This is a genomic window from Mycobacterium sp. (assembly GCF_052144515.1).
Classification (GTDB): Bacteria; Actinomycetota; Actinomycetes; order Mycobacteriales; family Mycobacteriaceae; genus Mycobacterium.
On sequence record NZ_JBKQQD010000237.1, the window covers coordinates 1 to 17,849 of the forward strand.

Consider the following 17,849-nt stretch of genomic DNA (forward strand, 5'->3'; position numbering starts at 1 on the left):
GCCATCGACACCGCTCCGGCGACCAGTCCGGCGCTTCCGGCGGTCAGTATCGGAGCGCGCTGCACCGTCGCGGCCGCGACACCCACGACGATGCCCGCGGTCGAGACGATCCCGTCGTTGGCACCTAATACTCCGGCGCGCAGCCAATTCAACTTCGACGATACCGAACCGACGTGGGGTTCGGCGGGATGCGAGGTATTGGTCACGCCAGCAACGATATCCAGCAGAACCGCGCCGAACCACCCAACGTAGCCTTGCCAAAGGTGCAATGCACGGCCTCATGGCGGGGCGCCTGCTCCGGCGCGGTTGGCGCTGCGCGAGTGTGAACTGATGGCTTTCGATGTGCGCTGATGGCGCGCCGGCTCGGCGTGTCGCCACCCTGACCGCACACTCAACTCCATCACCGCACAGTCAACCGGCGGCCACCCATTCTTACGGCAGGCTTCCGCGACCCTGCGCACTGATGGAGGCCGCCCAAATGATTTGCATGGGCCTCACAAAGCGTATCCATAGGCAAGCTATTTAGCGTCAGGTGCCAAGGGGAGCAAGTGTCCCGAACTTCTCAGCAAGATGGGTGAGGGCAATGAAACTGAAGCAACTGGTCGGCGGGGTCACGATCGCCGGTGCTCTCGGAGCGGCAGCATTGGGTGTGGGTGCCGGGATGGCTAGTGCGGCTCCGACACCACCGCCGACGCCGGCGGCCGGCCACGGCGCGCCGCCCGCCGGCGCTCCCAGCGGGCCGGCGCCCAGGGGCTTCCACGCCCCCACCGCGCCCGGTGATCCGGGCGGCCCGGGCGGTCCCGGCGGCCCGGGCGGACCCCCGGGGAATCCTGGACACCCGGGCGGACCCATGGGGAATCCTGGACACCCGGGCGGACCCGGCGGACCCGATCACCCCGGCGGCCTGGGCGCACCCGGCGGTTGGCATGGGGACCCGCAGCGCGGCTACTTCCACAACGCCCCGTGGGGCGATGGGGCCGCACCGTGGGGACGCGGTGAGCCACCGCGGCCAGCTTGCGACAGGCCGCTCCCGCCGCCCGGCGGGCAATGGGGGTACGGCCCCATCAACTACTACGGCTACCAGGAAACCCCCATGTGGAATCCCGGATTCAACCAGTGGGGCTTCAACTTCTTCGGAGTCTGGATTCCGCTGTAAGGACCCGGCCCGATGACGGCCGCCTCGCCAGTTGGCGGGGCGGCCGTCGCCCTGTGCGAAAAAGATCGCTCAGCGGGACTTTGGCAGTTCTCCACTCGTGACCAACGACATACACGGCGCGCGTGCCCCGTAACCCTCGGCGTGCGGCGTGCCCGCGCTCAACCGTGCGTTCGACGTAGTCGGCGCCTCCCGTCAGGGCGGGTCTAGCTTTTGGCGCCGACCGTTATCAGGTCGGACACGATGCGGGTCCACACCGGTCGCCGAATACGATGCTGATCGCTGATGGCGAACCCTGCGCCCTCAAACAGTGCGCGCATCTCGGCCGGAGACGGGTTGTGCTGCGGTTTCCACTTACTGGCCGAGGGGATCTGCAGCAGCGGTTGGCGTGCGCTGAGGGTCGCGACCGCCACCAGGCCGCCGGGCGCCAGCACGCGATGAAACTCCCGCAGCGCGGCCGGCTGGTCGAAGAAGTGAAACGCCGAGGTGGTGACCACGGCGTCGAGCGCCCCGTCGTCGAAGGGCAGCTGCTCGGCCGGGCCGCGCAACCACTGCACGCGATTGGATCGGGCACGAGCCTGGTTGAGCATGCCGTCGGACATGTCGACGCCGTAGATTTCGTCGGGATGCAGTTCCCGCTCGATCCTGTCGCTGAGAATGCCCGTCCCGCAGGCGATATCGGCGATGCGGCGGGCCTGGTGCTCGCGCAGCGCGGCGATCACCTCGTCGTGCGGCAGACGGTATACCCACTGCTGCAGGAACGGCAGGTCGTAGGCGGGCGCCAGAACACTCCACATCCGCGTAACGGCCTCGTTGAGGCTCCGGCGTGGCACTGCCGTCATTTGCTCAGTACCGACGTGTAGTAGACGGTGTCGGCCATCGACACCGAGTCGTGGTGTTGCGGGATGGCCGCAAGCCCGTGGTCGGCCAGCAACTCGCTCATCGGGGTGCCGACTGATCGCCAGCCCAGGTTCTGCAGGTACGCGGCGACGTCGTTGCGCTCACCCTCGTAGCCCAGATCGGCGAACTCAAGTTCGAAGCCGTGCTCACGCCACTTGTCCGTGGCCCTGCGCATCATCTCCCGGGCTCGCTCGCGGTCCACGTCGGGCATGTCCGGGATCGCCTCGCAGGCCAGCCGGCTGCCGTTGGCGCTGAGCGCGGTGACTTTGTCCAGCAGGCGGTCCTGAGCTTCGGGCGGCAGGTAGCCGAAAAGCCCCTCGGCGATCCATGCGGTAGGCCGGGTCTCGTCAAAGCCGGCTTCTTCCAATGCTTTCGGCCAATCCTGCCGCAGGTCGATGGCAACCGTGCGGAGGTCCGCATTGGGGGCGGCCCCGAGCCCGGCCAGCGTGGTCGTCTTGAACTCGATCACCTGGGGCTGGTCGACCTCGAACACCGTCATGTCGGCCGGCCACCCCAATCGGTAGGCGCGCGCGTCGAGGCCGGATGCCAGGATCACGGCCTGCCGGATGCCCGCCTGCGTCGCGGCCTCGAAGAACGAGTCGAAGAAACGCGTGCGAGCGGCCATCGCGTCGGGCATGTGCTCGAGCTTCCAGGCGGAATCCTCGACGTCGATGTCGGCGGCGGTTAGGTCACCGGTGGCCCATCGCGTGAAAAAGTCCACGCCGACAGCACGCACAAGCGGCTCGGCAAACCGGTCCTCTATCACCGGGTTCTCGGCTTTCGTGCCAATCGCCCGGGCGGCCGCCACCATCGTGGCGGTCGCGCCGACGCTGGTTGCCAAATCCCAAGTGTCGTTGTCTGTGCGTGGCATGCGCCTGCTCTCCAAGTCGGGAAGTCGGGATACTTAGCCAGTGTAACGACCGGCGGGCGCATAAAGTTCCGGCGGTGACCCACCGGGTGGCGGCCCAGCTAGGCGGATTGCAGCTCGGGCCGCAGCCCGAGCAGCCAATCACACCACTGATCGATTCCGGCGCCAGTGCGCGCGCTCATCTCGATGACCTTCACCCCCGGATTGACCGCGCTCAAGTTGGTGTAGAAGGCGTCGAGGTCGTAGTCGAGATGCGGAATCAGGTCCACCTTGTTGACGGCGACGAGGTCGACGGATCGGAACATCACCGGGTATTTCAGCGGTTTCTCTTCACCCTCGGTGACCGAATAAACCATGGCGCGCGCATGCGCCCCGACGTCGAACTCTGCCGGGCACACCAGGTTCCCGACGTTCTCGATGATCAGCAGGTCAAGCTCGGTCAGTGGCAATCGGCCAGGGGGTTGGTCAAGTGTGGCTCGCTCGGCGCTTTGGTCATGGACGACCACGAGCCGCAGCGACTGATCGCCAGCCACCTCGAAGCGCTCGACGACGCGCTGATCGTCGCGGCCGAACGTTTCGGGGAACTCCTCGGAGGCGGCAGGGCACCGGACGCGGAAGAGCGTGCAGGTCTGCTCACCCTGCATCGCTGCCTGGATCACCTTTGCCGCGACTACGCGGTGGCACTCGAACTGACGGATGTAACCGCCGATTTGCGAGCGGGGAAGATCATCGGCACGGCGGCGTTGTTCTCGATTCGGGCGCGCCAGCCATTGGGCCTCCTGGGGATGGCGCCGATGGATGAGGCACTTGACTCCCCTTCGCTCGGCGTCGTCAGCGGATTCGGTCGCCTGCCCAGGTCGATCCCGAGAAGCCGTGGAAAGGGGCCCGCTGGGTACTGGAATCCGATTCAGAACAACAGTTTCCGTTGACCCTATCGATGCTGCTTTTCGACAGCTCCGGGGTCAACAAGGATGCCGCCCTGCGCGAACACCGCGAGGCCATCGAGTCCTGCGTCGCGGCGGCAAAGACGGCCGAGGCCGATCCATTCACGGTGGCCGCCGCCCTGGATTGACTGCTTTACGACTGGCTGATGGCCCACCGCGAAGACCCCGACAGCGCCGCCATCCAGATCGCCAGGGGACGCGAATCGGATGCCGCCATGATCGTTGCCGCCGCGGCAGCATCGGTGAACGCCCGCGCTCAGTTCGACCCCGGCCTGGCCGAAGTGGCGCGGTGAGGGTCGCCTGGCACTAGCGCGGGCCGGGGCCGCCTGGGCCACCGGGTCCGCCTGGCCCTCCCGGCCCCCCGGGTCCGCCCGGTCCGCCCGGTCCGCCCGGTCCGCCCGGTCCTCCGGGTCCATTTGCGGCCGGAAGCCAAAAATCGCATTGATTCGTGTTGGGGTTCCAGACCCACCCGGGGGCACAATCGTCGGCGCGACTGGGCGGCGGCACGGCCATTCCGGTCAGTGGCAATACCGCTAAGACACAAGCGCATAGGCAACGCCGCGCGAAACGGGTTGCCGCCGAGATGTTCTCGCCCAATGCCGATGAGGGCCGATGGCTCGTGACTGTGATCGCGTCGGTCATGTCGTTTTCCCCTCCCGGCCAGAACGCAACGGCCCCACAACACAGCCGGGCTGAGCAACATCGCAAGCGTCCAGCGCATATTATTTTGCGCCGCTCCAACCGTTGGCGTGCCCAATTAGCGACCCTATCCGAGCGGTATCGCTCGCCGAAGTCGACTTACCCTTTCACCCGGGCGCCCGCATGTTCAGTCGACGATCAACTCGAAAATCGGGATGGTCCGGTCGGTGCGCTCCTGATATTCGCCGAACCCCGGAGCGCGCTCGACGATGAGCGGGTAAATCGAATCCCGCTCGGCGCGGGGTAATTCGCGAGCCGTTGCCGGCCTCGGAGCTTCCGAGCCGATCTCGACGGCCGCGCGGGGATCGGCGCGAAGGTTGTGCACCCATGCCGGATTGTTATCCCGGCCCGCCGCGGAGCCTACGATGTAAATCTTGCCGTCAATATCGAAGTACGCGACGGGGTTCACCCGTCGGGCACCGCTTCGCGCGCCGGTCGAGGTCAACAGCAGCAACGGAAAACCCTCGAACTGGCCACCGACCTTGCCCCCGTTGCGCCGGAACTCCTCGATGTTGCGGTCGTTGAAATCACGTTCCGAGCGCATCGCGTCGTCACTCATTACGACATCGTGGCATGTGCATGCGGTTGACGAAGAGCGACTCGACCCGCGCGGTTGACGATTGACGAAACCGGGCTGACCTGGCCCACCGGCTGATCAGCCACGTCCCGCTCGAAACATGCAGCCGGCCGGCGACTCAGACTGGTGACGGGAGGCCGGCGCGGACTCTGCCGACCTCGGCACGGGCAAACCACACCGGGTCGGTTTCGGCGCCGCGCGCGGTGGCCAGCGCACCGGCGAGGTCGTACCCGGCGTTGAGAACGTAGCGGGCGCGCTTGCGTCCGCCGCGGGTGCGCCCGGCCCTGCGGTACGCTCTGCGGGCTTTGTGATCGCCGGTCATGGCTTCGAGTTCGCTTGCGGTGATCACTTTTCGGGCTTCCTCGGGGGCCATGACGTCGCGCAGGAAACCTCGTTCCCGTGTCACGGTCACGCTGTACACCCTGGCCGCGATGACGAGCGCGGTGACGATCACCGCGACGATGAAACCCAGCATCGCCAGCGGGCTCAGGCCGGCAAAGGCCGTCATGGTGTCCCATGCCCCGTGCAGCAGCATCGCCGCCACCATCAGAAGCAGCCCTCTCCCGATGCGACGAGGTTCAGCGGGTCGGCCGAGCAGGTAGATCAGACCGGCGCAGAAGATCGCGCTGTAGACGATGTGTGCGCCCACCCCACTGACCATTCGGAGCACTATCGTGGCCAGCGACGCCCCCACCTGATTGGCACCGAACTGCGAGCCCGCCGACGTCAGCGCGTAGGCGACGTCTTCGATGATCTGGAATCCCAGTCCGATGAAGGCGCCCAGAATGAAGCCGTCGAACGCGGTGCGCACCTGCCGCGGCGCCAACGTGATCAGCAGCAGCAGCCCAACGCCCTTCGCCGGTTCCTCGGTGAAGGGCGCCGCCAGGCCCGCACCCCAGTCGAGTGCCCACGCCTGGCCGAAAGCTTTCGCGTACAGAGCGAGGATCGCCGCGTTGGCGCTACCCGCCATGCTCCACGTCGCGGCAAAACCGCCCCACAGGAACGCGACCACCATCAGCTTGGCGGGAAGTTTGGCGTATCGGTCGATACGCACCGTGAACCACCAGAAGAACGCGGCGTAAATCGCAAACAGTGTCACGGCCAACCCGATCGCTTGGCCGTAGGCGTTGTAGTCCCGGGCGAGCAGGGAGCCGAAAGAAATCGCGCCCGTTGCGACGAGCAGCAAGTATCCCCAGAACGCAAGGTTGCGGGGCTGGTAAAACCTGAATCCCCTGCCCCAACCGGAAAGGTCCAAGGCGATGTCGCGTGCCCGATCGAGGTCGGGGACCGCCGCTGTCATTGCTTGCCCTGTCCGCCACGGCTGATGCTGTGGATCATTCGGATAACGGCCGCCGTGGGTTCCGGGCCGTCACCGGACCCCTCCGTCGCCTCCGCCTCGACACCGCGTCCGTCGAACACAAAGGCGGCGATCAGGCCGCTTTTCTGTGGTCCGGTGATCCGCGCTGTCGCACCCCGCTTTCCTTGGTCGGTGACGATGGTGGTGTGCTGGCCGGTCACGTGAATTCCGCGACCACGGTTCAGCGCGTCAGTGGTTTTTTCGATCTGGTCGAGCAGGGCGTTGGCGTCCCCGCGGAACGGCGCCGTGCGGACCGCGAAAGTCGTGTCCCCGTTCACGACGGTCGCGCGGTCGGGATATTCGCCGGACCGCGGGCCCTGCCCCGCGCGCACACCCGATGTGATCCCCCAGCCGGCGTCGGGAACGAACGTCACGTCACCTTGTAACTCCATGACGTCGCCGGCTCTTACCAGGTCGCGGTAGGGAATTGCCGCGTTGACCAGGGGCAGCACCACCGACATCACGAAGGCCAGCGCGAACACGGTCAGCGTTGGCGCTATGGTGCGCCGGTCCAGGCCGAACCATCGCTGGTCGGCGGGCACCCAGCCATCAGCGGGTTCATATCCCCGCGCCGGGACTACCGACTCAGCCTTCGTTTCGGCACCCGACATCTCGTGCCCCACCTTTCTTCCTCGGCGGACGTCTCACACACCTCACGCGGAGCGTAGCCGCACTGCTCGAGGCGACATCGTCATCGTGTAGTGACGGTTGGCCGCTGTCGAAGTGACTTTCGGCCCGAGTCATGATGCTCGGTTCGGGTCCAGAGTCGACACCGTGCCGGGGCGGCTCTGGTTAGATTGAGTCGCCACCGGTTGTGGCCAGGTTGATTACCAGATGAAGGAGCCAGTCGATGGTCCGTTCAGATCTGATTTCCCACCGGGTGGTGGTCGGCGCGATCGGCGCTGGCGCGGTTGCCGGCACCCTATTGTGTGCCGGCGCGGGGACTGCCACGGCTGATCCACAGCCTCGGCCACCCGACTGCACAGCTGCGGACGTAGCCAGAGTCGCGACCGGCGTCGGGGCGGCGCTGTCGACCTACCTATTCACTCACCCGGACCTGAACGAGTTCTACACCGGTCTTCAGGATGCGCCCAAAGACCAGCTCCGCGACGACGTGCAGAACTACTTCAACGCCAACCCGCAGGAGCAAGCCGACCTCGAGAACATCCGTCAGCCGCTGACTGACATCAGGCAGCGTTGCCGCTGGACACCGTTACTCGGGGAGGGCGGCTCGACTCCCTGAGCGAACTGGACGCCGCACGTAAGGATGTCCCAGAAGCTGAGGAATTACTGCGGCCCTCGGTTCGCGCATCAGTCGAAGCAAACCCTAGCCGTGATGAGAAGGAGATCCCGATGAATCGGTGGGTGCGGTCGTGGATTGCAGGGGGCATAGCGGCGTTGGCCCTTACGGCCATTCCTGAGATGTTTGCCATTGTGCAGCCCTCCGGTGTGGCCAACGCGGACGTCTGCGCCAGCGTCGGCTACCGCGTTTCAGTGAGTGGGTGCACCAACGTTGCCGATACGGTCAACAGCTATGTCCCGCCGCCGGCCGCCTATGCGCCGCTGCCGGGGGACTTTCCGCCCCCACCGCCACCGCCACCGGTAAGTGTCTGCGTCGGAGCCGGCCGGCGAATTCATGTGAGCGGGTGCAACTAAAGGCGCGACTCCGCGCAACACCCCGGCGCTGTACTTGTCGGCGGATACCAGTTGCCTGACCAAGTCGTGGAGTTCACCGAACGGGTCGGCTGGGTAGCCGGCTGCTAGGGAACACCTGCGTCATCGGATTTGGGCAACGCGAATACGTCAGCGGGGCTGTTGAGTTCGACCGCCTCGCCACGCGTCCACGGCTCGGGATGGGTCAGGAACACCGAGTCGCCATCGCCGGCGCCTTGAATTTCCACCCATTTCTGCAGCGCTAGCGGAACCGGGCCCGATAGGATGGCCGACGCGCTCAATGCTCCTTCACGGCGCAGGCTTTCGGCGGGACTCAAGGTGATGTTCTCGTTGAAGATTCGCTTCTGCGCAGCGATCGTGTCGCGATTGCGCCTGGCGTAGCGGGCGGCAAGCTCCTTGGCTTCCTCAAGCAGCTGATCGGCCGAGATCACCCGATTGACCAAACCCATCTGCAGTGCTTCCTGCGCGGAATACATGCGACCCTCAAGCACCATCTCCAGCGCGCGCGCAGGCCCGATGAGTTGCGCCAAACGCTGCCCGCCCACAGTGGTGGTCAAACCGATCAGCAGTTCAGGCAGCATGAACCCCGTCGATTCGTCGTCGGCGGCCAGGCGAACGTCGAAGCAGACCGACATCTCCAATCCTCCGCCACCACATGGACCACCGATAGCGGCGATGTAGACCGCCGGCGAGCGCATGATCCGCAGGACCACCTCGTTGAATCGCGTGATATTGAGCAGTCCACTCACCGGGCTGCGCTCCAGAACGCGTTCGGCGCCGGGTACGGCGGAGAGTTGGTCGAGCGCTTCGAGGGCGCTCACCAGTGCACCGTGCGGCAGCGGGGGTCCGCCGCGTTTAGCGGTGGCGAGGATTGCCGAAATGTCGAAATGAGTGATGTAGCGATGAGGAACACCGCCGGTGAGCACCACCGCGCCCACAGTGTCATCGTAATCCACCGCCGCCGTGAGGATCTCGAGGTCCTTCTGCATGCGAGAGGTCATGTAGTTGTACGGCGGGTCGCACACCGCGACGGTGAGGACCCGGTCCTCCTGCTCAATGCCTAAGGTTGCCAACTCCAGGTCGCGCGCACGCGTCATTGGGGTTCTCCCGATAGTCCTGGGCCCGGCGCGGTAAAAGCCGGGACGGCAGCGCACAATGTGGCGAGGTTTCGCCCGGTTTGCATGACGGTGCGGTCGGGCCTCACAATCGCACCCCGGGCCTTCCCACGGAGCAGCCAGCGGCCGAGGTCGCCGTCGGGCGAGGCCGGCACGACCACAGTGCCTCGGCGGGTGAGTTGGTCGCGTTGGGCGTCGGTCAACGGTGACGACGTGACGAGCGCGAAGCGGCAGCCCACCACGTCGTCGAACCGCAAGCCCTGTGCCACAACGGGGTTGGGGCACAGAGTGCCTGCCAGATCGCTGGGTCGGAAGGATTTGACCACTAACGCGGAATCGTGCAAGGCGGGGGTGGCGCTGCTGTTCGCCTGCTCGTCCGCTGCTCCTGCTCGATGCTGTAGCCAGGGCACCAGAATCCTGCGGAGCGCATTTCCCAGTCGACCGCCACCGGTCATGGCCCAACCGATTCTTATTGCGAGCCGAACCAACGCGCGCGCGTGCGGCTTTCGCTCCTGTTCGTAGGTGTCCAGCACGCGCTCGGGAAGGCTCTTGTTGAGCACGCCGGCGATCTTCCACGCCAGGTTGATCGAGTCGCGCAGGCCCGAGCACAGGCCTTGGCCGATGAACGGCGGAGTCAGGTGGGCCGCATCGCCAAGGATGAAGACATTGCGGTCACGCCACTTGTCCGCCACCTGCGCGCGGAAGGTGTACTCGCAGACCCGTACCAGCTTCAACTTCTCGGCCGGGGTCTCGCCAACCCAGGGAGAGATCAGGGGAAGCAGGTCCGTCACTGTCTGGAAATTCTCAGCGGTCTCGTTGCCGACAAGCTGGAATTCCCAGCGGTATCGCGTCTTCCCGACACGCATGAAGGTGGCCCCACGGCGCGGATTGCAAATCTGGTGGACGCCCTCCCAGTGGTTTAGCTCTACGTCGGTGTCCACGTCTATGACCAGCCAGCGCTGCTGAAACCCCAGGTCTTGCATTCGTGCGCCGACCGCTTGCCGTGCGAGGCTGTTTGCGCCGTCGCAGCCCAGGACATAGACGGATTCGACGACGTGCACCCTGCCGCTCACTGCGTCGGTCAAGGTCACGCGCACCCGATCGGGAGAAATTTGGGCGATGTCGGTGACCTCGGCGTTGCCGTAGAGCGTCGCAGCCGGGTGGGTCTTGAAGTTGGCGCGCATTATTGCTTCCAGCTCAGGCTGGTCGTACATGTTCGCCTGCGGAAAGCCGTGCACACTCTTGTCGGGGTGGCGGCGAATCTCGCCCAGCACCCGCATGTTTGGGTCAAGCAGCCGCAGCCCCAACGCCGGGCGCGAGATCGCGGCGAATTCGTCACGAATGCCGAGTGCGGCGAGGATGCGGTACACCTCGTCATCGGCGTGCACTGCACGCGGTTGCGGGAAGACGTCTTCCCAGCGGTCCAGCACCAGCGTTCGGACGCCCAACTTTGCGAGCAGCGTGGCGGCGGTGATGCCGGTCGGTCCGGCGCCGATCACCACGACCGGCACGAACAGCGGGATACGATCCGATGCGTTCATGTGAACCTCACCACCGTCCGCTGGACACCGAGGTCGATGGCCCCGTCGTCGGTTGCCACACGCGCTTCCACCACGTCGCCGTCACGCAGGTATTTCCGGTTGCGGGCCTGGCCCGCGAAGAACAGCTTCCACTTGAGGTGCTCGGGCAGCACGGACACGATGGCCTGCGCGGGCCGGGGCGGCGCGCTGATCGCGGTGCCGACCGGGGTACCGGTGAGAACCAGATCGCCGGCGTCGAGACGCTGGAATTGCGACAGGGCCTTCAGTGCCTGCACCGGCCGGTACAGCATGTCCCCCTCGACCAACATGTTTTGCCGAAGCTCGCCGTTGACCCGCAGCTCCAGCCGCAGGTCACCGAAGCGTTTCAGCTCGTCGGCATCGACGAGAACCAGCGGCGGGCCGACCGGGGTGAAAGTGGGATACGACTTCGACTCGTAGAACTGGGTTTTGGTGAGCTGCACATCACGGGCCGAGACGTCGTTGGCTACCACCAGGCCGCACACGTAATCGGTCAGGTTGTCCTCGGTGATGGTCGTACCGACCGCGATTTCCCGCCCGATCACCAGGCCGATCTCCGCTTCGTAGTCGAGTAGGCGCACGTGGGCTGGTTTGACGATCTCGTCAGACGGGCCGCTGATTGAGCCGGAGGCCTTGCGGAAGAACGTCAACGGGGTCTTCGCGGGGTCTTTTCCGGTGTCTTTCACATGGGAGGCGTAGTTCGTCATCTGGGCGACGATGCGACACGGCGTCGTCACCGGCGACAGCAGGATGAGCTCGTTGAGCGGCACGGTGTCGCTGCTGCGAGCGGCAGCCTCTATGGCCGCCCGATCGCTGAGCAAGTCAGCGGTGGTGGCGGCGCTGGTATCGATGCGGGCTGCCCCACCGGCGGTTTGCACCCACCAGGCGTCGGCGGTGCGCAGGATCGGGACGGGCATGACGTCATCTCCTTTTTTGTGGCGGCTAAGAATTGGCCATTTTGATCAGGCCGCGCAGGCTGGCCAGATTGAATTCGTTGTCCTCGCGCAGCGCCGAAAGCATCGAACGCAGCTCGCGCAGGCATTCCCGTCCGGGCGCGATACCGAGAAAGTCGCTGGTGATCGGTGGGCCCCACTGAGACAGACCGGACGCGGAGAATGGGGCCCAACCGGGCTCGAGTGTGCAGTCGAACATGTCGCCGTCGGCGTAGTGCTCCACCAAGAAACCGTCCGGGTCGCGCCAGTAGTCGAAAATCTGGCTGCCCTGAATATGACGACCGACCCCCCACGAGTGGTAATACCCACGGCTCTTGAGGAATTCACCGCCGGCCGCGATGGCGTCGAGGTCACAGACTTCGTACGCCGAATGCACATAGCGGTTGGACGGGCCCAGGGCCATCGCCAGCGTGTGGTGGCCAGCGGGGGTCTGGCCGCGATCGCAGCGGATGAAGCTCATCACCGGTCCGCGCTCACGCTGGCCCGCGAAGTACATGAAGTCGCTGACGATCAGTCCGAGGTGCTCCAAGTACCAGTCGAGCGCCTGGCGGTACTTCGTCGTCTGCAGCACGACATGACCGAGCCGCTGCACCCGGGCGGGTTCCTGCGGTGGGCGCTGAGTGCTATTGACACGGCGCAGGTCGTGTCCGAAGTTGAACTCGTGCGGGTTCTGCGCGGGCAGTGACTCCAACTGGTGGCTGCCGGAAACGACGCGCACCGCAGTACCGGTCGGATCCACCAAGTCGACTGCGACGCCGCCGAGCGAGTCGGGCAGCGCCCGGACACGGCTGCCCGTTACGTTCGCCAACCGTGAGAGGTCAAATTTGTCCGCCGCAGTGTAGGCGGTCCCGATGAACCGGGAGCGATCGCCGCGGCGGATCAGCACAGATGGCGCGCCAGCGTCGGTGCCGCGCAGGTACAACTCGTCGGGCGTGCGCAGCGCGGTTGCAAAACCGAACGCGGAGGCGAAGGCCTCGGCGGCGGCCAGATTTGGCTTCTCGAACTCGAGCCAGGCGATGTCGTGCACCTTGATCACGGGATTACTCGCCCGCCCCCGGTGCTCCCCCTCAAGGTCGCCCTGATCGCTGTGCAGGTCTTTGTGGACGTCGACGTGATTCATCGCTAACCTTCCCAACTCGACGTAACTGACGATATCGTCATACACGAGGGTATCGTCAGTCAAGGGCCTGCGGCGAAAAATTTCGCGGCGAAGCCGAGCGTCGACGTTTTAGCAGCCGTCGCGGGTGATACCGAACAGGCGCATCGAAGCGTTCGGCGCGGCCAGCGGCCCGGTGAATGGCACGCAGCGCACTCGGCGCCAGCTCCCGATCGGACTGGATCGACGCCCGTGCCGAGGCCGAGGAGCCAGGGCCATCCGTCATGACATTTTCGTCACAAGGACTTGACTGACGATATAATCGTAAGTGATGATATCGTCAGTAATGTCGAACAGGTCGCTGAGCCCCGCGACTGTGCGCCGGCGGAGCGGCCGGAACCATCGGTCCGGATGACGAGGCTCACCTGAACTGTTGAGTATGGGAGAAATCTGATGACAAACGATCACCTCACTGCACAGCGTCGGGCCGCGATCGATGCGGAATCCGTTGTTTTGCAGCAGATCTGGAAGCCGGGCCTGGCATCAGGACTGTTGGCACTCCTCGTCGGAGGGCTGGTGTTGGCGTTACCGCAGGCCTCGATCCTCGTCGCGGCAACGCTGTTCGGGGTGTTCCTGCTCGGTGCAGGCCTTGCTCAGTTGTACTTCGCGTTCACCCTTCCGAAGGCGGCGTCGGGACGAGCGCTGCTGTTCGTCAATGGCGCGCTCTCGCTGGTCTTGGCGACGTTGTCCTTCCGCCATTTCGGCGACACCTACGCCGTTCTGCTGTTGTCGATCTGGATCGGAGTGGGGTTTGTATTCCAGGGAGTCGCAGAGACTCTGACCGCTATCAGCTTGCGGGAACTGCCCGGGCGGGGCTGGTACATTTTCGGCGGGATACTGACGTGGATCGCCGGCCTGGTGATGCTCACATTGCCGTTGCACTCGATTGTGGTGCTGACGCTTGTCGCCGGCAGCTGGCTCGTCGTCCTGGGGATCGTTCAAATCGTGCGGGCGCTCAAGGTCCGCGGGGAGATCAGGCGCGCAAGCTAGCCGGCTAACGACTCGAAGGTGGCTCTGGCCGTTCGATTTACCCGCAAGAAGCTGATCAACGACGTCCCGATTGACGCACCGGCTTGATCATTCGCCCCGGCCGACGCGACTGAGTCCAAAGGAAACCAACTATGGCTAACTTCACCGTGGGGAAATACCTCGCGACCCGGTTTGAGCAGATCGGCCTGAAGCACTACTTCATGGTCCCCGGCGACTACAACCTCGTCCTGCTCGATGAACTCCTGGAGAACGAGAACCTCGAGCAGATCGGGTGTTGCAACGAGCTCAACGCCGCCTACGCCGCTGAGGGCTATGCGCGGGTCAACGGGGCCGGGGCCGTGCTCACCACCTTCAACGTGGGTGCCTTCTCCGCGCTCAACGGCGTCGCCGGCGCCTACGCCGAACGGCTCCCGGTGATCATGGTGTCCTCGGGTCCCAACACCAACGAACTGGGCTCCAATCACGTCCTGCACCACACCATGGACAACGGTGACCTCTCCTATCAGTACGAGGTCTTCCGGCAGGTGACGTGCAAGGCGGTGCGCATCGTGCACCCCGACACCGCGCCGGCGCTGATCGATGAGGCGATCAGCGCCGCGTTGCGCGAGCGCAAGCCCGCCTACATCGAGATCCCGTGCAACCTGTCGGCGGCGCCATGTCTCGAGCCGGCCAGGTTCTCCACCCTGCCGGCATGGCAGCCTAGCAACGCGCGGATGCTGACCGACGCGGTCGACCGGGCCGGCGACCTTCTCGGGAAAGCGAAGAAGCCGATTTTGCTGGCGGGGGTCCACCTGCGTGCCTACGGGGCGATCGACGCCTTCCGCGAGCTGGCCGAGGCGCTGGGCTGCGCGGTGGCGGTGATGCCAAATGCCAAGGGCTTCTTCCCGGAGGACCACCCGCAATACGTGGGCATCTACTGGGGTGAAGTGAGCAGCCCGCAATGTCAGGCCATCGTTGACTGGTCCGACCTGATTGTGGCCGCCGGACCTGTGTTCAACGACTACACGACGGTCGGCTGGAGCGCGCTCCCGTCACGGCAGCGGCTGATCAGCGCCGAACCCCGAAAGGTGCGGTTTTGCGACGTCGATTTCACCGGCGTCGCGCTGGCGGAGTTCCTGTCCGACCTGGCGAAGAAGGTGCAGGCCAATCCCGCGACCATGACCCAGTACCAGCGCCTGCGCCGGACCGAATCCGCTCCGGTGGCGGTCGCGGAGGTCGACCCTGAGGCCCCGCTGAGCCGGGTCGAGATGTGGCGCCAGATCGAGCACGACCTCGACTCGAACACCACGCTGCTGGTGGAAACCGGTGACTCCTGGCTGAATGGCATTTACTCGCGTCTGCCCGGCGGCGCCAGGTTCGAAATCGAGATGCAGTACGGCTCGATTGGCTGGTCCGTGCCGGCCAGCTTCGGCTACGCGAAGGGCCTGGAGCCAGGCCGGCGCCTTGTCTCGGTCATCGGTGACGGCTCGTTTCAGCTGACCGCCCAGGAAGTGTCAAACATGATCCGTCACGGCCAAGAGGTTCTCATCTTCCTGGTCAATAACCGCGGTTACGTGATCGAGTCGGCGATCCACGACGGTCCCTACAACTACTACAAGAACTGGGACTACGCCGGCCTCGTCGACGCGTTCAATGCGGGAGACGGCGCCGGTCTGGGTTTGACGGCGGCCACCGCCGGGGAGCTGGCCGACGCGATCCGCACGGCCCGCGCCCACGAGGGTGGCCCGGTCCTGATCGAATGCCAGATCCCTAACGACGACGCGAGCCCGGAACTCATCTCGTGGGGATCCAAGGTGGCCGGCGTCAACGGCCGTTTAGACCCGCGATTCCACTGATGGCCTGCCGCTGAAATTCGTTGTGGTGGAGCGGCGATGCCGGCCGGCAGCAACCACGTTATTTGCGTGCTGCCGGCCGGCACCTCCCGCCGATACACAATCATCATCGATGAATGAGCGATGACCTTGGAGCTGGCTGGACCGCCGCGGCGCCGAACTCAGCCCAACAGGGCCCGGCGGTGCGCCGTCATTTCGGTGAGCGCGTCCTGCATTGCAGCGTGGACACGCTCAGCGAGGGCCTCTGCGTCCTCGCCCGGCCGCGCCTCGGTGCGGGGCAGCACCCGGGTGTGCAGCTTGCTCGGCAATGGTAGGTAGGGCAGCAACCCCACCGCGCCGACATTGATACCCCACGGCACGGACAGGGTGATCGGTAATGCCTTGAGCCTCAACAGTTTGTCGAGACGCAACGCCCGCGCGAGCCGCTCGCCGTCGGCCAGCACGAGCAGCGATTCACCGGCGCCGGCGGTGACGATGGGCACGATGGGCACCTTTTCGTCGATGGCGAGCTTTGCAAAACCGCTGCGATCGCAGAACACAATCTTGTTGCGGTCGGAAAATGACTTGAAGGCATCGAGCTCCCCACCCGGGAAGACGACGACGTGGTGGCCCTCCGCAAACGCGTGCCCGGCGCTGTCCCGGCTGGCAGGACGTGCACCGAGGTGTTCGATGAGCGGGCCGACGCCCAACGTCCAAGCCATCTGATGGGTCAGGAAGGTGACGGGCCGGTCGAGTTGCAGGTCCTCGAGGACCGCACCCACGGCCAGGACGTTGAGGTCGAAGATACCTCCGAAACCGTGGTTGGCGACGAACAGCACCGGCTCGGCCAAGTCCGCCGTCTCGAGGTCGATCTCCAGACGGTTGTAGCGCCGGACGAATTCGATTGCACGGTGGCGGAGGCCGGCCAAGGCCTTATCGAGCTCGCTGGGCTCGCGCCCCTCGTCACCCGGCTGCACACCTCGTTCGACGGCGGCCAGCAGCGCATCAGCGAGTTCCTCGACCTCGGCGTGCTGGTGCCTGTCTGCCTTCGGCATTGCCGGACCTCCCTACTGGTGACGTGAATCGTCTTACCACGGTGAGCCTTATCGGTCGTCCAGAATGCTGACTTTGGGCGGCCCCTGGCTGCTCCCGCTAGGTGCCGCCGTCGAGTCCCGCTAGACGATCCGATTCCTTTCGGAGTCGTCGCGCCAACGCGTCATCGAGGGCGAGTGCGGAGGGTTCGTGAATTTTGTTGTCTTCGAAGTACTGCCCGGTAGTTGCCGCTAGCTCGGGAGCCGTGGCCAAATAGGAGATACGACGACCCCCCTCCTCGGGTGTGATCATCTTGAATCGTTTGACCAGCGCGAGCACCGGTCGCGCGAACCATGGTGCGCGGTACCAGATGCCGGTCGCGACCATTCCCGGGTGCAGTGCGTTAACCGTGACGCCGGTGCCGGCCAGCTCGCGGGCCAGGTCGCGGGTGTAGAGCACATTAGCGAGCTTGGACCGCCCGTAGGCCTTCATCACGGCGTAGCCGTTGCGGTACCCGAGATCGTCGAAGTCAAGGGTGCCGCGGTAGTGGCTTGTGGACGCGGTGATGACGATGCGTGCGGGCGCGCTGGCGATCATCAGGGGCTTGAGCAGTTCGGTGAGCAGGTAGGGCGCCAAGTGGTTGACGGCGAACGTGGCTTCGTAACCGTCCCCGGTCTCGGTCCTGCTGGCATAAACGGTGCCGGCGTTGTTGATCAGGACATCGATGTGGTCGTAGGTATTCACGACCTTCGAGGCAAGTGCGCGAACCGAATTCAGGGAGGCGAAGTCGCAGATCAGCGTGTCGACCGTGGCCGCGCCCGCGGCGGCTACCCGGTATTTCGCCGCCGCAAGTTTGTCTTCGCTGCGTCCGACGAGCACAAGATCGTTGCCCGGGGCGAGCTGTGTTGCGCATTCCAGCCCGATACCCGCCGTAGCCCCGGTGATGAGAATCCGCTTCGGTTGGTTCACCGCGGCGCCCGGGCGCCGGTGAGGTCGAGGGCGATGTCGACGAGCATGTCCTCCTGGCCGCCGACCATGCCGCGGCGTCCCGCTTCTTCGAG

General features: G+C 65.3%; 21 protein-coding genes and 1 pseudogene. 8 read left to right on the forward strand and 14 right to left on the reverse strand.

Annotated elements, in window-relative coordinates:
- The coding region (locus ACLP9N_RS16440; RefSeq protein ID WP_442408420.1) for a VIT1/CCC1 transporter family protein at positions 1 to 206 on the reverse strand (206 nt) is incomplete at its 3' end.
- Positions 207 to 583: 377 nt separating this feature from the next.
- On the opposite strand from ACLP9N_RS16440, the gene ACLP9N_RS16445 reads away from it, so the two are divergent.
- A complete protein-coding gene (locus ACLP9N_RS16445; protein WP_442408421.1) occupies positions 584 to 1,156 on the forward strand; it encodes a chitin-binding protein in 573 nt (190 codons plus the stop codon).
- 203 nt (positions 1,157 to 1,359) lie between these two features.
- On the opposite strand, the gene ACLP9N_RS16450 is transcribed toward ACLP9N_RS16445, so the two are convergent.
- The 3 genes and pseudogenes from ACLP9N_RS16450 to hypB all read right to left on the reverse strand — a co-directional run.
- Positions 1,360 to 1,995 carry a class I SAM-dependent methyltransferase gene (locus ACLP9N_RS16450; protein WP_442408422.1) on the reverse strand — a complete coding sequence of 212 codons (636 nt, stop codon included), beginning with the start codon at positions 1,993 to 1,995 and terminating at the stop codon, positions 1,360 to 1,362.
- Positions 1,992 to 2,924, reverse strand: a complete 933-nt coding sequence (locus ACLP9N_RS16455) for a class I SAM-dependent methyltransferase (RefSeq protein ID WP_442408423.1) — start codon at positions 2,922 to 2,924, stop codon at positions 1,992 to 1,994. The genes ACLP9N_RS16450 and ACLP9N_RS16455 overlap by 4 nt, the downstream gene beginning before the upstream one ends.
- A 98-nt stretch (positions 2,925 to 3,022) precedes the next feature.
- Positions 3,023 to 3,370 (reverse strand): annotated as a pseudogene (gene hypB, locus ACLP9N_RS16460) (hydrogenase nickel incorporation protein HypB); the annotation flags it as partial.
- A 45-nt stretch (positions 3,371 to 3,415) separates the two neighbouring features.
- On the opposite strand from hypB, the gene ACLP9N_RS16465 reads away from it, so the two are divergent.
- From ACLP9N_RS16465 to ACLP9N_RS16475, 3 genes are read left to right on the forward strand one after another with little or no spacing between them, the layout of a single operon-like run.
- A complete protein-coding gene (locus tag ACLP9N_RS16465) occupies positions 3,416 to 3,850 on the forward strand; it encodes a hypothetical protein (protein WP_442408424.1) in 435 nt (144 codons plus the stop codon).
- On the forward strand, positions 3,847 to 3,993 hold the full coding sequence (locus tag ACLP9N_RS16470) for a hypothetical protein (protein WP_442408425.1): 147 nt from the start codon (positions 3,847 to 3,849) through the stop codon (positions 3,991 to 3,993). The genes ACLP9N_RS16465 and ACLP9N_RS16470 overlap by 4 nt, the downstream gene beginning before the upstream one ends.
- A gap of 18 nt (positions 3,994 to 4,011) precedes the next feature.
- Entirely contained in the window at positions 4,012 to 4,158 is a 147-nt protein-coding gene (locus ACLP9N_RS16475) for a hypothetical protein (protein WP_442408426.1), read from the forward strand.
- 533 nt (positions 4,159 to 4,691) lie between these two features.
- On the opposite strand, the gene ACLP9N_RS16480 is transcribed toward ACLP9N_RS16475, so the two are convergent.
- The 3 genes from ACLP9N_RS16480 to ACLP9N_RS16490 all read right to left on the reverse strand — a co-directional run bounded on the left by ACLP9N_RS16480 (position 4,692) and on the right by ACLP9N_RS16490 (position 7,109).
- Positions 4,692 to 5,123, reverse strand: a complete 432-nt coding sequence (locus ACLP9N_RS16480) for a nitroreductase family deazaflavin-dependent oxidoreductase (protein ID WP_442408427.1) — start codon at positions 5,121 to 5,123, stop codon at positions 4,692 to 4,694.
- Positions 5,124 to 5,259: 136 nt separating this feature from the next.
- Positions 5,260 to 6,441, reverse strand: a complete 1,182-nt coding sequence (locus ACLP9N_RS16485) for a PrsW family intramembrane metalloprotease (RefSeq protein WP_442408428.1) — start codon at positions 6,439 to 6,441, stop codon at positions 5,260 to 5,262.
- Positions 6,438 to 7,109, reverse strand: a complete 672-nt coding sequence (locus ACLP9N_RS16490) for a hypothetical protein (protein WP_442408429.1) — start codon at positions 7,107 to 7,109, stop codon at positions 6,438 to 6,440. The genes ACLP9N_RS16485 and ACLP9N_RS16490 overlap by 4 nt, the downstream gene beginning before the upstream one ends.
- A 239-nt stretch (positions 7,110 to 7,348) precedes the next feature.
- On the opposite strand from ACLP9N_RS16490, the gene ACLP9N_RS16495 reads away from it, so the two are divergent.
- Both ACLP9N_RS16495 and ACLP9N_RS16500 read left to right on the forward strand, forming a co-directional pair.
- The gene (locus ACLP9N_RS16495; protein WP_442408430.1) at positions 7,349 to 7,741 is read left to right on the forward strand and encodes a heme-binding protein; all 393 of its coding nucleotides are present in this window, start codon (positions 7,349 to 7,351) and stop codon (positions 7,739 to 7,741) included.
- A gap of 110 nt (positions 7,742 to 7,851) precedes the next feature.
- Entirely contained in the window at positions 7,852 to 8,154 is a 303-nt protein-coding gene (locus ACLP9N_RS16500) for a hypothetical protein (RefSeq protein ID WP_442408431.1), read from the forward strand.
- Between the two features lie 104 nt (positions 8,155 to 8,258).
- On the opposite strand, the gene ACLP9N_RS16505 is transcribed toward ACLP9N_RS16500, so the two are convergent.
- The 4 genes from ACLP9N_RS16505 to ACLP9N_RS16520 are packed head-to-tail and all read right to left on the reverse strand — an operon-like array spanning position 8,259 to position 12,919.
- Positions 8,259 to 9,269, reverse strand: a complete 1,011-nt coding sequence (locus ACLP9N_RS16505; protein WP_442408432.1) for an enoyl-CoA hydratase/isomerase family protein — start codon at positions 9,267 to 9,269, stop codon at positions 8,259 to 8,261.
- Positions 9,266 to 10,828: a bifunctional 3-(3-hydroxy-phenyl)propionate/3-hydroxycinnamic acid hydroxylase MhpA gene (gene mhpA / locus ACLP9N_RS16510; RefSeq protein WP_442408433.1), complete on the reverse strand. Its 1,563-nt coding sequence runs from the start codon at positions 10,826 to 10,828 to the stop codon at positions 9,266 to 9,268. The genes ACLP9N_RS16505 and mhpA overlap by 4 nt, the downstream gene beginning before the upstream one ends.
- A complete protein-coding gene (locus tag ACLP9N_RS16515) occupies positions 10,825 to 11,763 on the reverse strand; it encodes a fumarylacetoacetate hydrolase family protein (RefSeq protein WP_442408434.1) in 939 nt (312 codons plus the stop codon). Before ACLP9N_RS16515 ends, mhpA begins: the two co-directional genes overlap by 4 nt.
- Before the next feature lie 25 nt (positions 11,764 to 11,788).
- On the reverse strand, positions 11,789 to 12,919 hold the full coding sequence (locus tag ACLP9N_RS16520) for a VOC family protein (RefSeq protein ID WP_442408435.1): 1,131 nt from the start codon (positions 12,917 to 12,919) through the stop codon (positions 11,789 to 11,791).
- Between the two features lie 429 nt (positions 12,920 to 13,348).
- Here ACLP9N_RS16520 and ACLP9N_RS16525 point away from each other — a divergent pair, with 429 nt between their 5' ends.
- A complete protein-coding gene (locus tag ACLP9N_RS16525) occupies positions 13,349 to 13,945 on the forward strand; it encodes an HdeD family acid-resistance protein (RefSeq protein WP_442408436.1) in 597 nt (198 codons plus the stop codon).
- 131 nt (positions 13,946 to 14,076) lie between these two features.
- Complete coding sequence (locus tag ACLP9N_RS16530) at positions 14,077 to 15,780, forward strand: alpha-keto acid decarboxylase family protein (protein ID WP_442408437.1); 1,704 nt, start codon at positions 14,077 to 14,079, stop codon at positions 15,778 to 15,780.
- A gap of 158 nt (positions 15,781 to 15,938) precedes the next feature.
- Here ACLP9N_RS16530 and ACLP9N_RS16535 read toward each other — a convergent pair whose 3' ends face one another.
- The 3 genes from ACLP9N_RS16535 to ACLP9N_RS16545 form a co-directional block, all read right to left on the reverse strand.
- The gene (locus tag ACLP9N_RS16535; RefSeq protein WP_442408438.1) at positions 15,939 to 16,811 is read right to left on the reverse strand and encodes a lysophospholipid acyltransferase family protein; all 873 of its coding nucleotides are present in this window, start codon (positions 16,809 to 16,811) and stop codon (positions 15,939 to 15,941) included.
- Between the two features lie 97 nt (positions 16,812 to 16,908).
- Positions 16,909 to 17,757, reverse strand: a complete 849-nt coding sequence (locus ACLP9N_RS16540) for an SDR family oxidoreductase (RefSeq protein ID WP_442408439.1) — start codon at positions 17,755 to 17,757, stop codon at positions 16,909 to 16,911.
- A partial coding sequence (locus ACLP9N_RS16545; protein ID WP_442393420.1) for a hypothetical protein occupies positions 17,754 to 17,849 on the reverse strand: 96 nt, incomplete at its 5' end. The genes ACLP9N_RS16545 and ACLP9N_RS16540, both read right to left, overlap by 4 nt.

Bases quoted from the DNA above. Each gene is read 5' to 3' on its own strand.
- mhpA (WP_442408433.1), bottom strand. From the start codon at position 10,828: ATGAACGCATCGGATCGTATCCCGCTGTTCGTGCCGGTCGTGGTGATC.
- ACLP9N_RS16495 (WP_442408430.1), top strand. From the start codon at position 7,349: ATGGTCCGTTCAGATCTGATTTCCCACCGGGTGGTGGTCGGCGCGATC.
- ACLP9N_RS16465 (WP_442408424.1), top strand. From the start codon at position 3,416: ATGGACGACCACGAGCCGCAGCGACTGATCGCCAGCCACCTCGAAGCG.
- ACLP9N_RS16455 (WP_442408423.1), bottom strand. From the start codon at position 2,924: ATGCCACGCACAGACAACGACACTTGGGATTTGGCAACCAGCGTCGGC.
- ACLP9N_RS16450 (WP_442408422.1), bottom strand. From the start codon at position 1,995: ATGACGGCAGTGCCACGCCGGAGCCTCAACGAGGCCGTTACGCGGATG.
- ACLP9N_RS16500 (WP_442408431.1), top strand. From the start codon at position 7,852: ATGAATCGGTGGGTGCGGTCGTGGATTGCAGGGGGCATAGCGGCGTTG.
- ACLP9N_RS16485 (WP_442408428.1), bottom strand. From the start codon at position 6,441: ATGACAGCGGCGGTCCCCGACCTCGATCGGGCACGCGACATCGCCTTG.
- ACLP9N_RS16445 (WP_442408421.1), top strand. From the start codon at position 584: ATGAAACTGAAGCAACTGGTCGGCGGGGTCACGATCGCCGGTGCTCTC.
- ACLP9N_RS16490 (WP_442408429.1), bottom strand. From the start codon at position 7,109: ATGTCGGGTGCCGAAACGAAGGCTGAGTCGGTAGTCCCGGCGCGGGGA.
- ACLP9N_RS16515 (WP_442408434.1), bottom strand. From the start codon at position 11,763: ATGCCCGTCCCGATCCTGCGCACCGCCGACGCCTGGTGGGTGCAAACC.
- ACLP9N_RS16480 (WP_442408427.1), bottom strand. From the start codon at position 5,123: ATGAGTGACGACGCGATGCGCTCGGAACGTGATTTCAACGACCGCAAC.
- ACLP9N_RS16525 (WP_442408436.1), top strand. From the start codon at position 13,349: ATGACAAACGATCACCTCACTGCACAGCGTCGGGCCGCGATCGATGCG.
- ACLP9N_RS16505 (WP_442408432.1), bottom strand. From the start codon at position 9,269: ATGACGCGTGCGCGCGACCTGGAGTTGGCAACCTTAGGCATTGAGCAG.
- ACLP9N_RS16520 (WP_442408435.1), bottom strand. From the start codon at position 12,919: ATGAATCACGTCGACGTCCACAAAGACCTGCACAGCGATCAGGGCGAC.
- ACLP9N_RS16535 (WP_442408438.1), bottom strand. From the start codon at position 16,811: ATGCCGAAGGCAGACAGGCACCAGCACGCCGAGGTCGAGGAACTCGCT.
- ACLP9N_RS16530 (WP_442408437.1), top strand. From the start codon at position 14,077: ATGGCTAACTTCACCGTGGGGAAATACCTCGCGACCCGGTTTGAGCAG.
- ACLP9N_RS16475 (WP_442408426.1), top strand. From the start codon at position 4,012: ATGGCCCACCGCGAAGACCCCGACAGCGCCGCCATCCAGATCGCCAGG.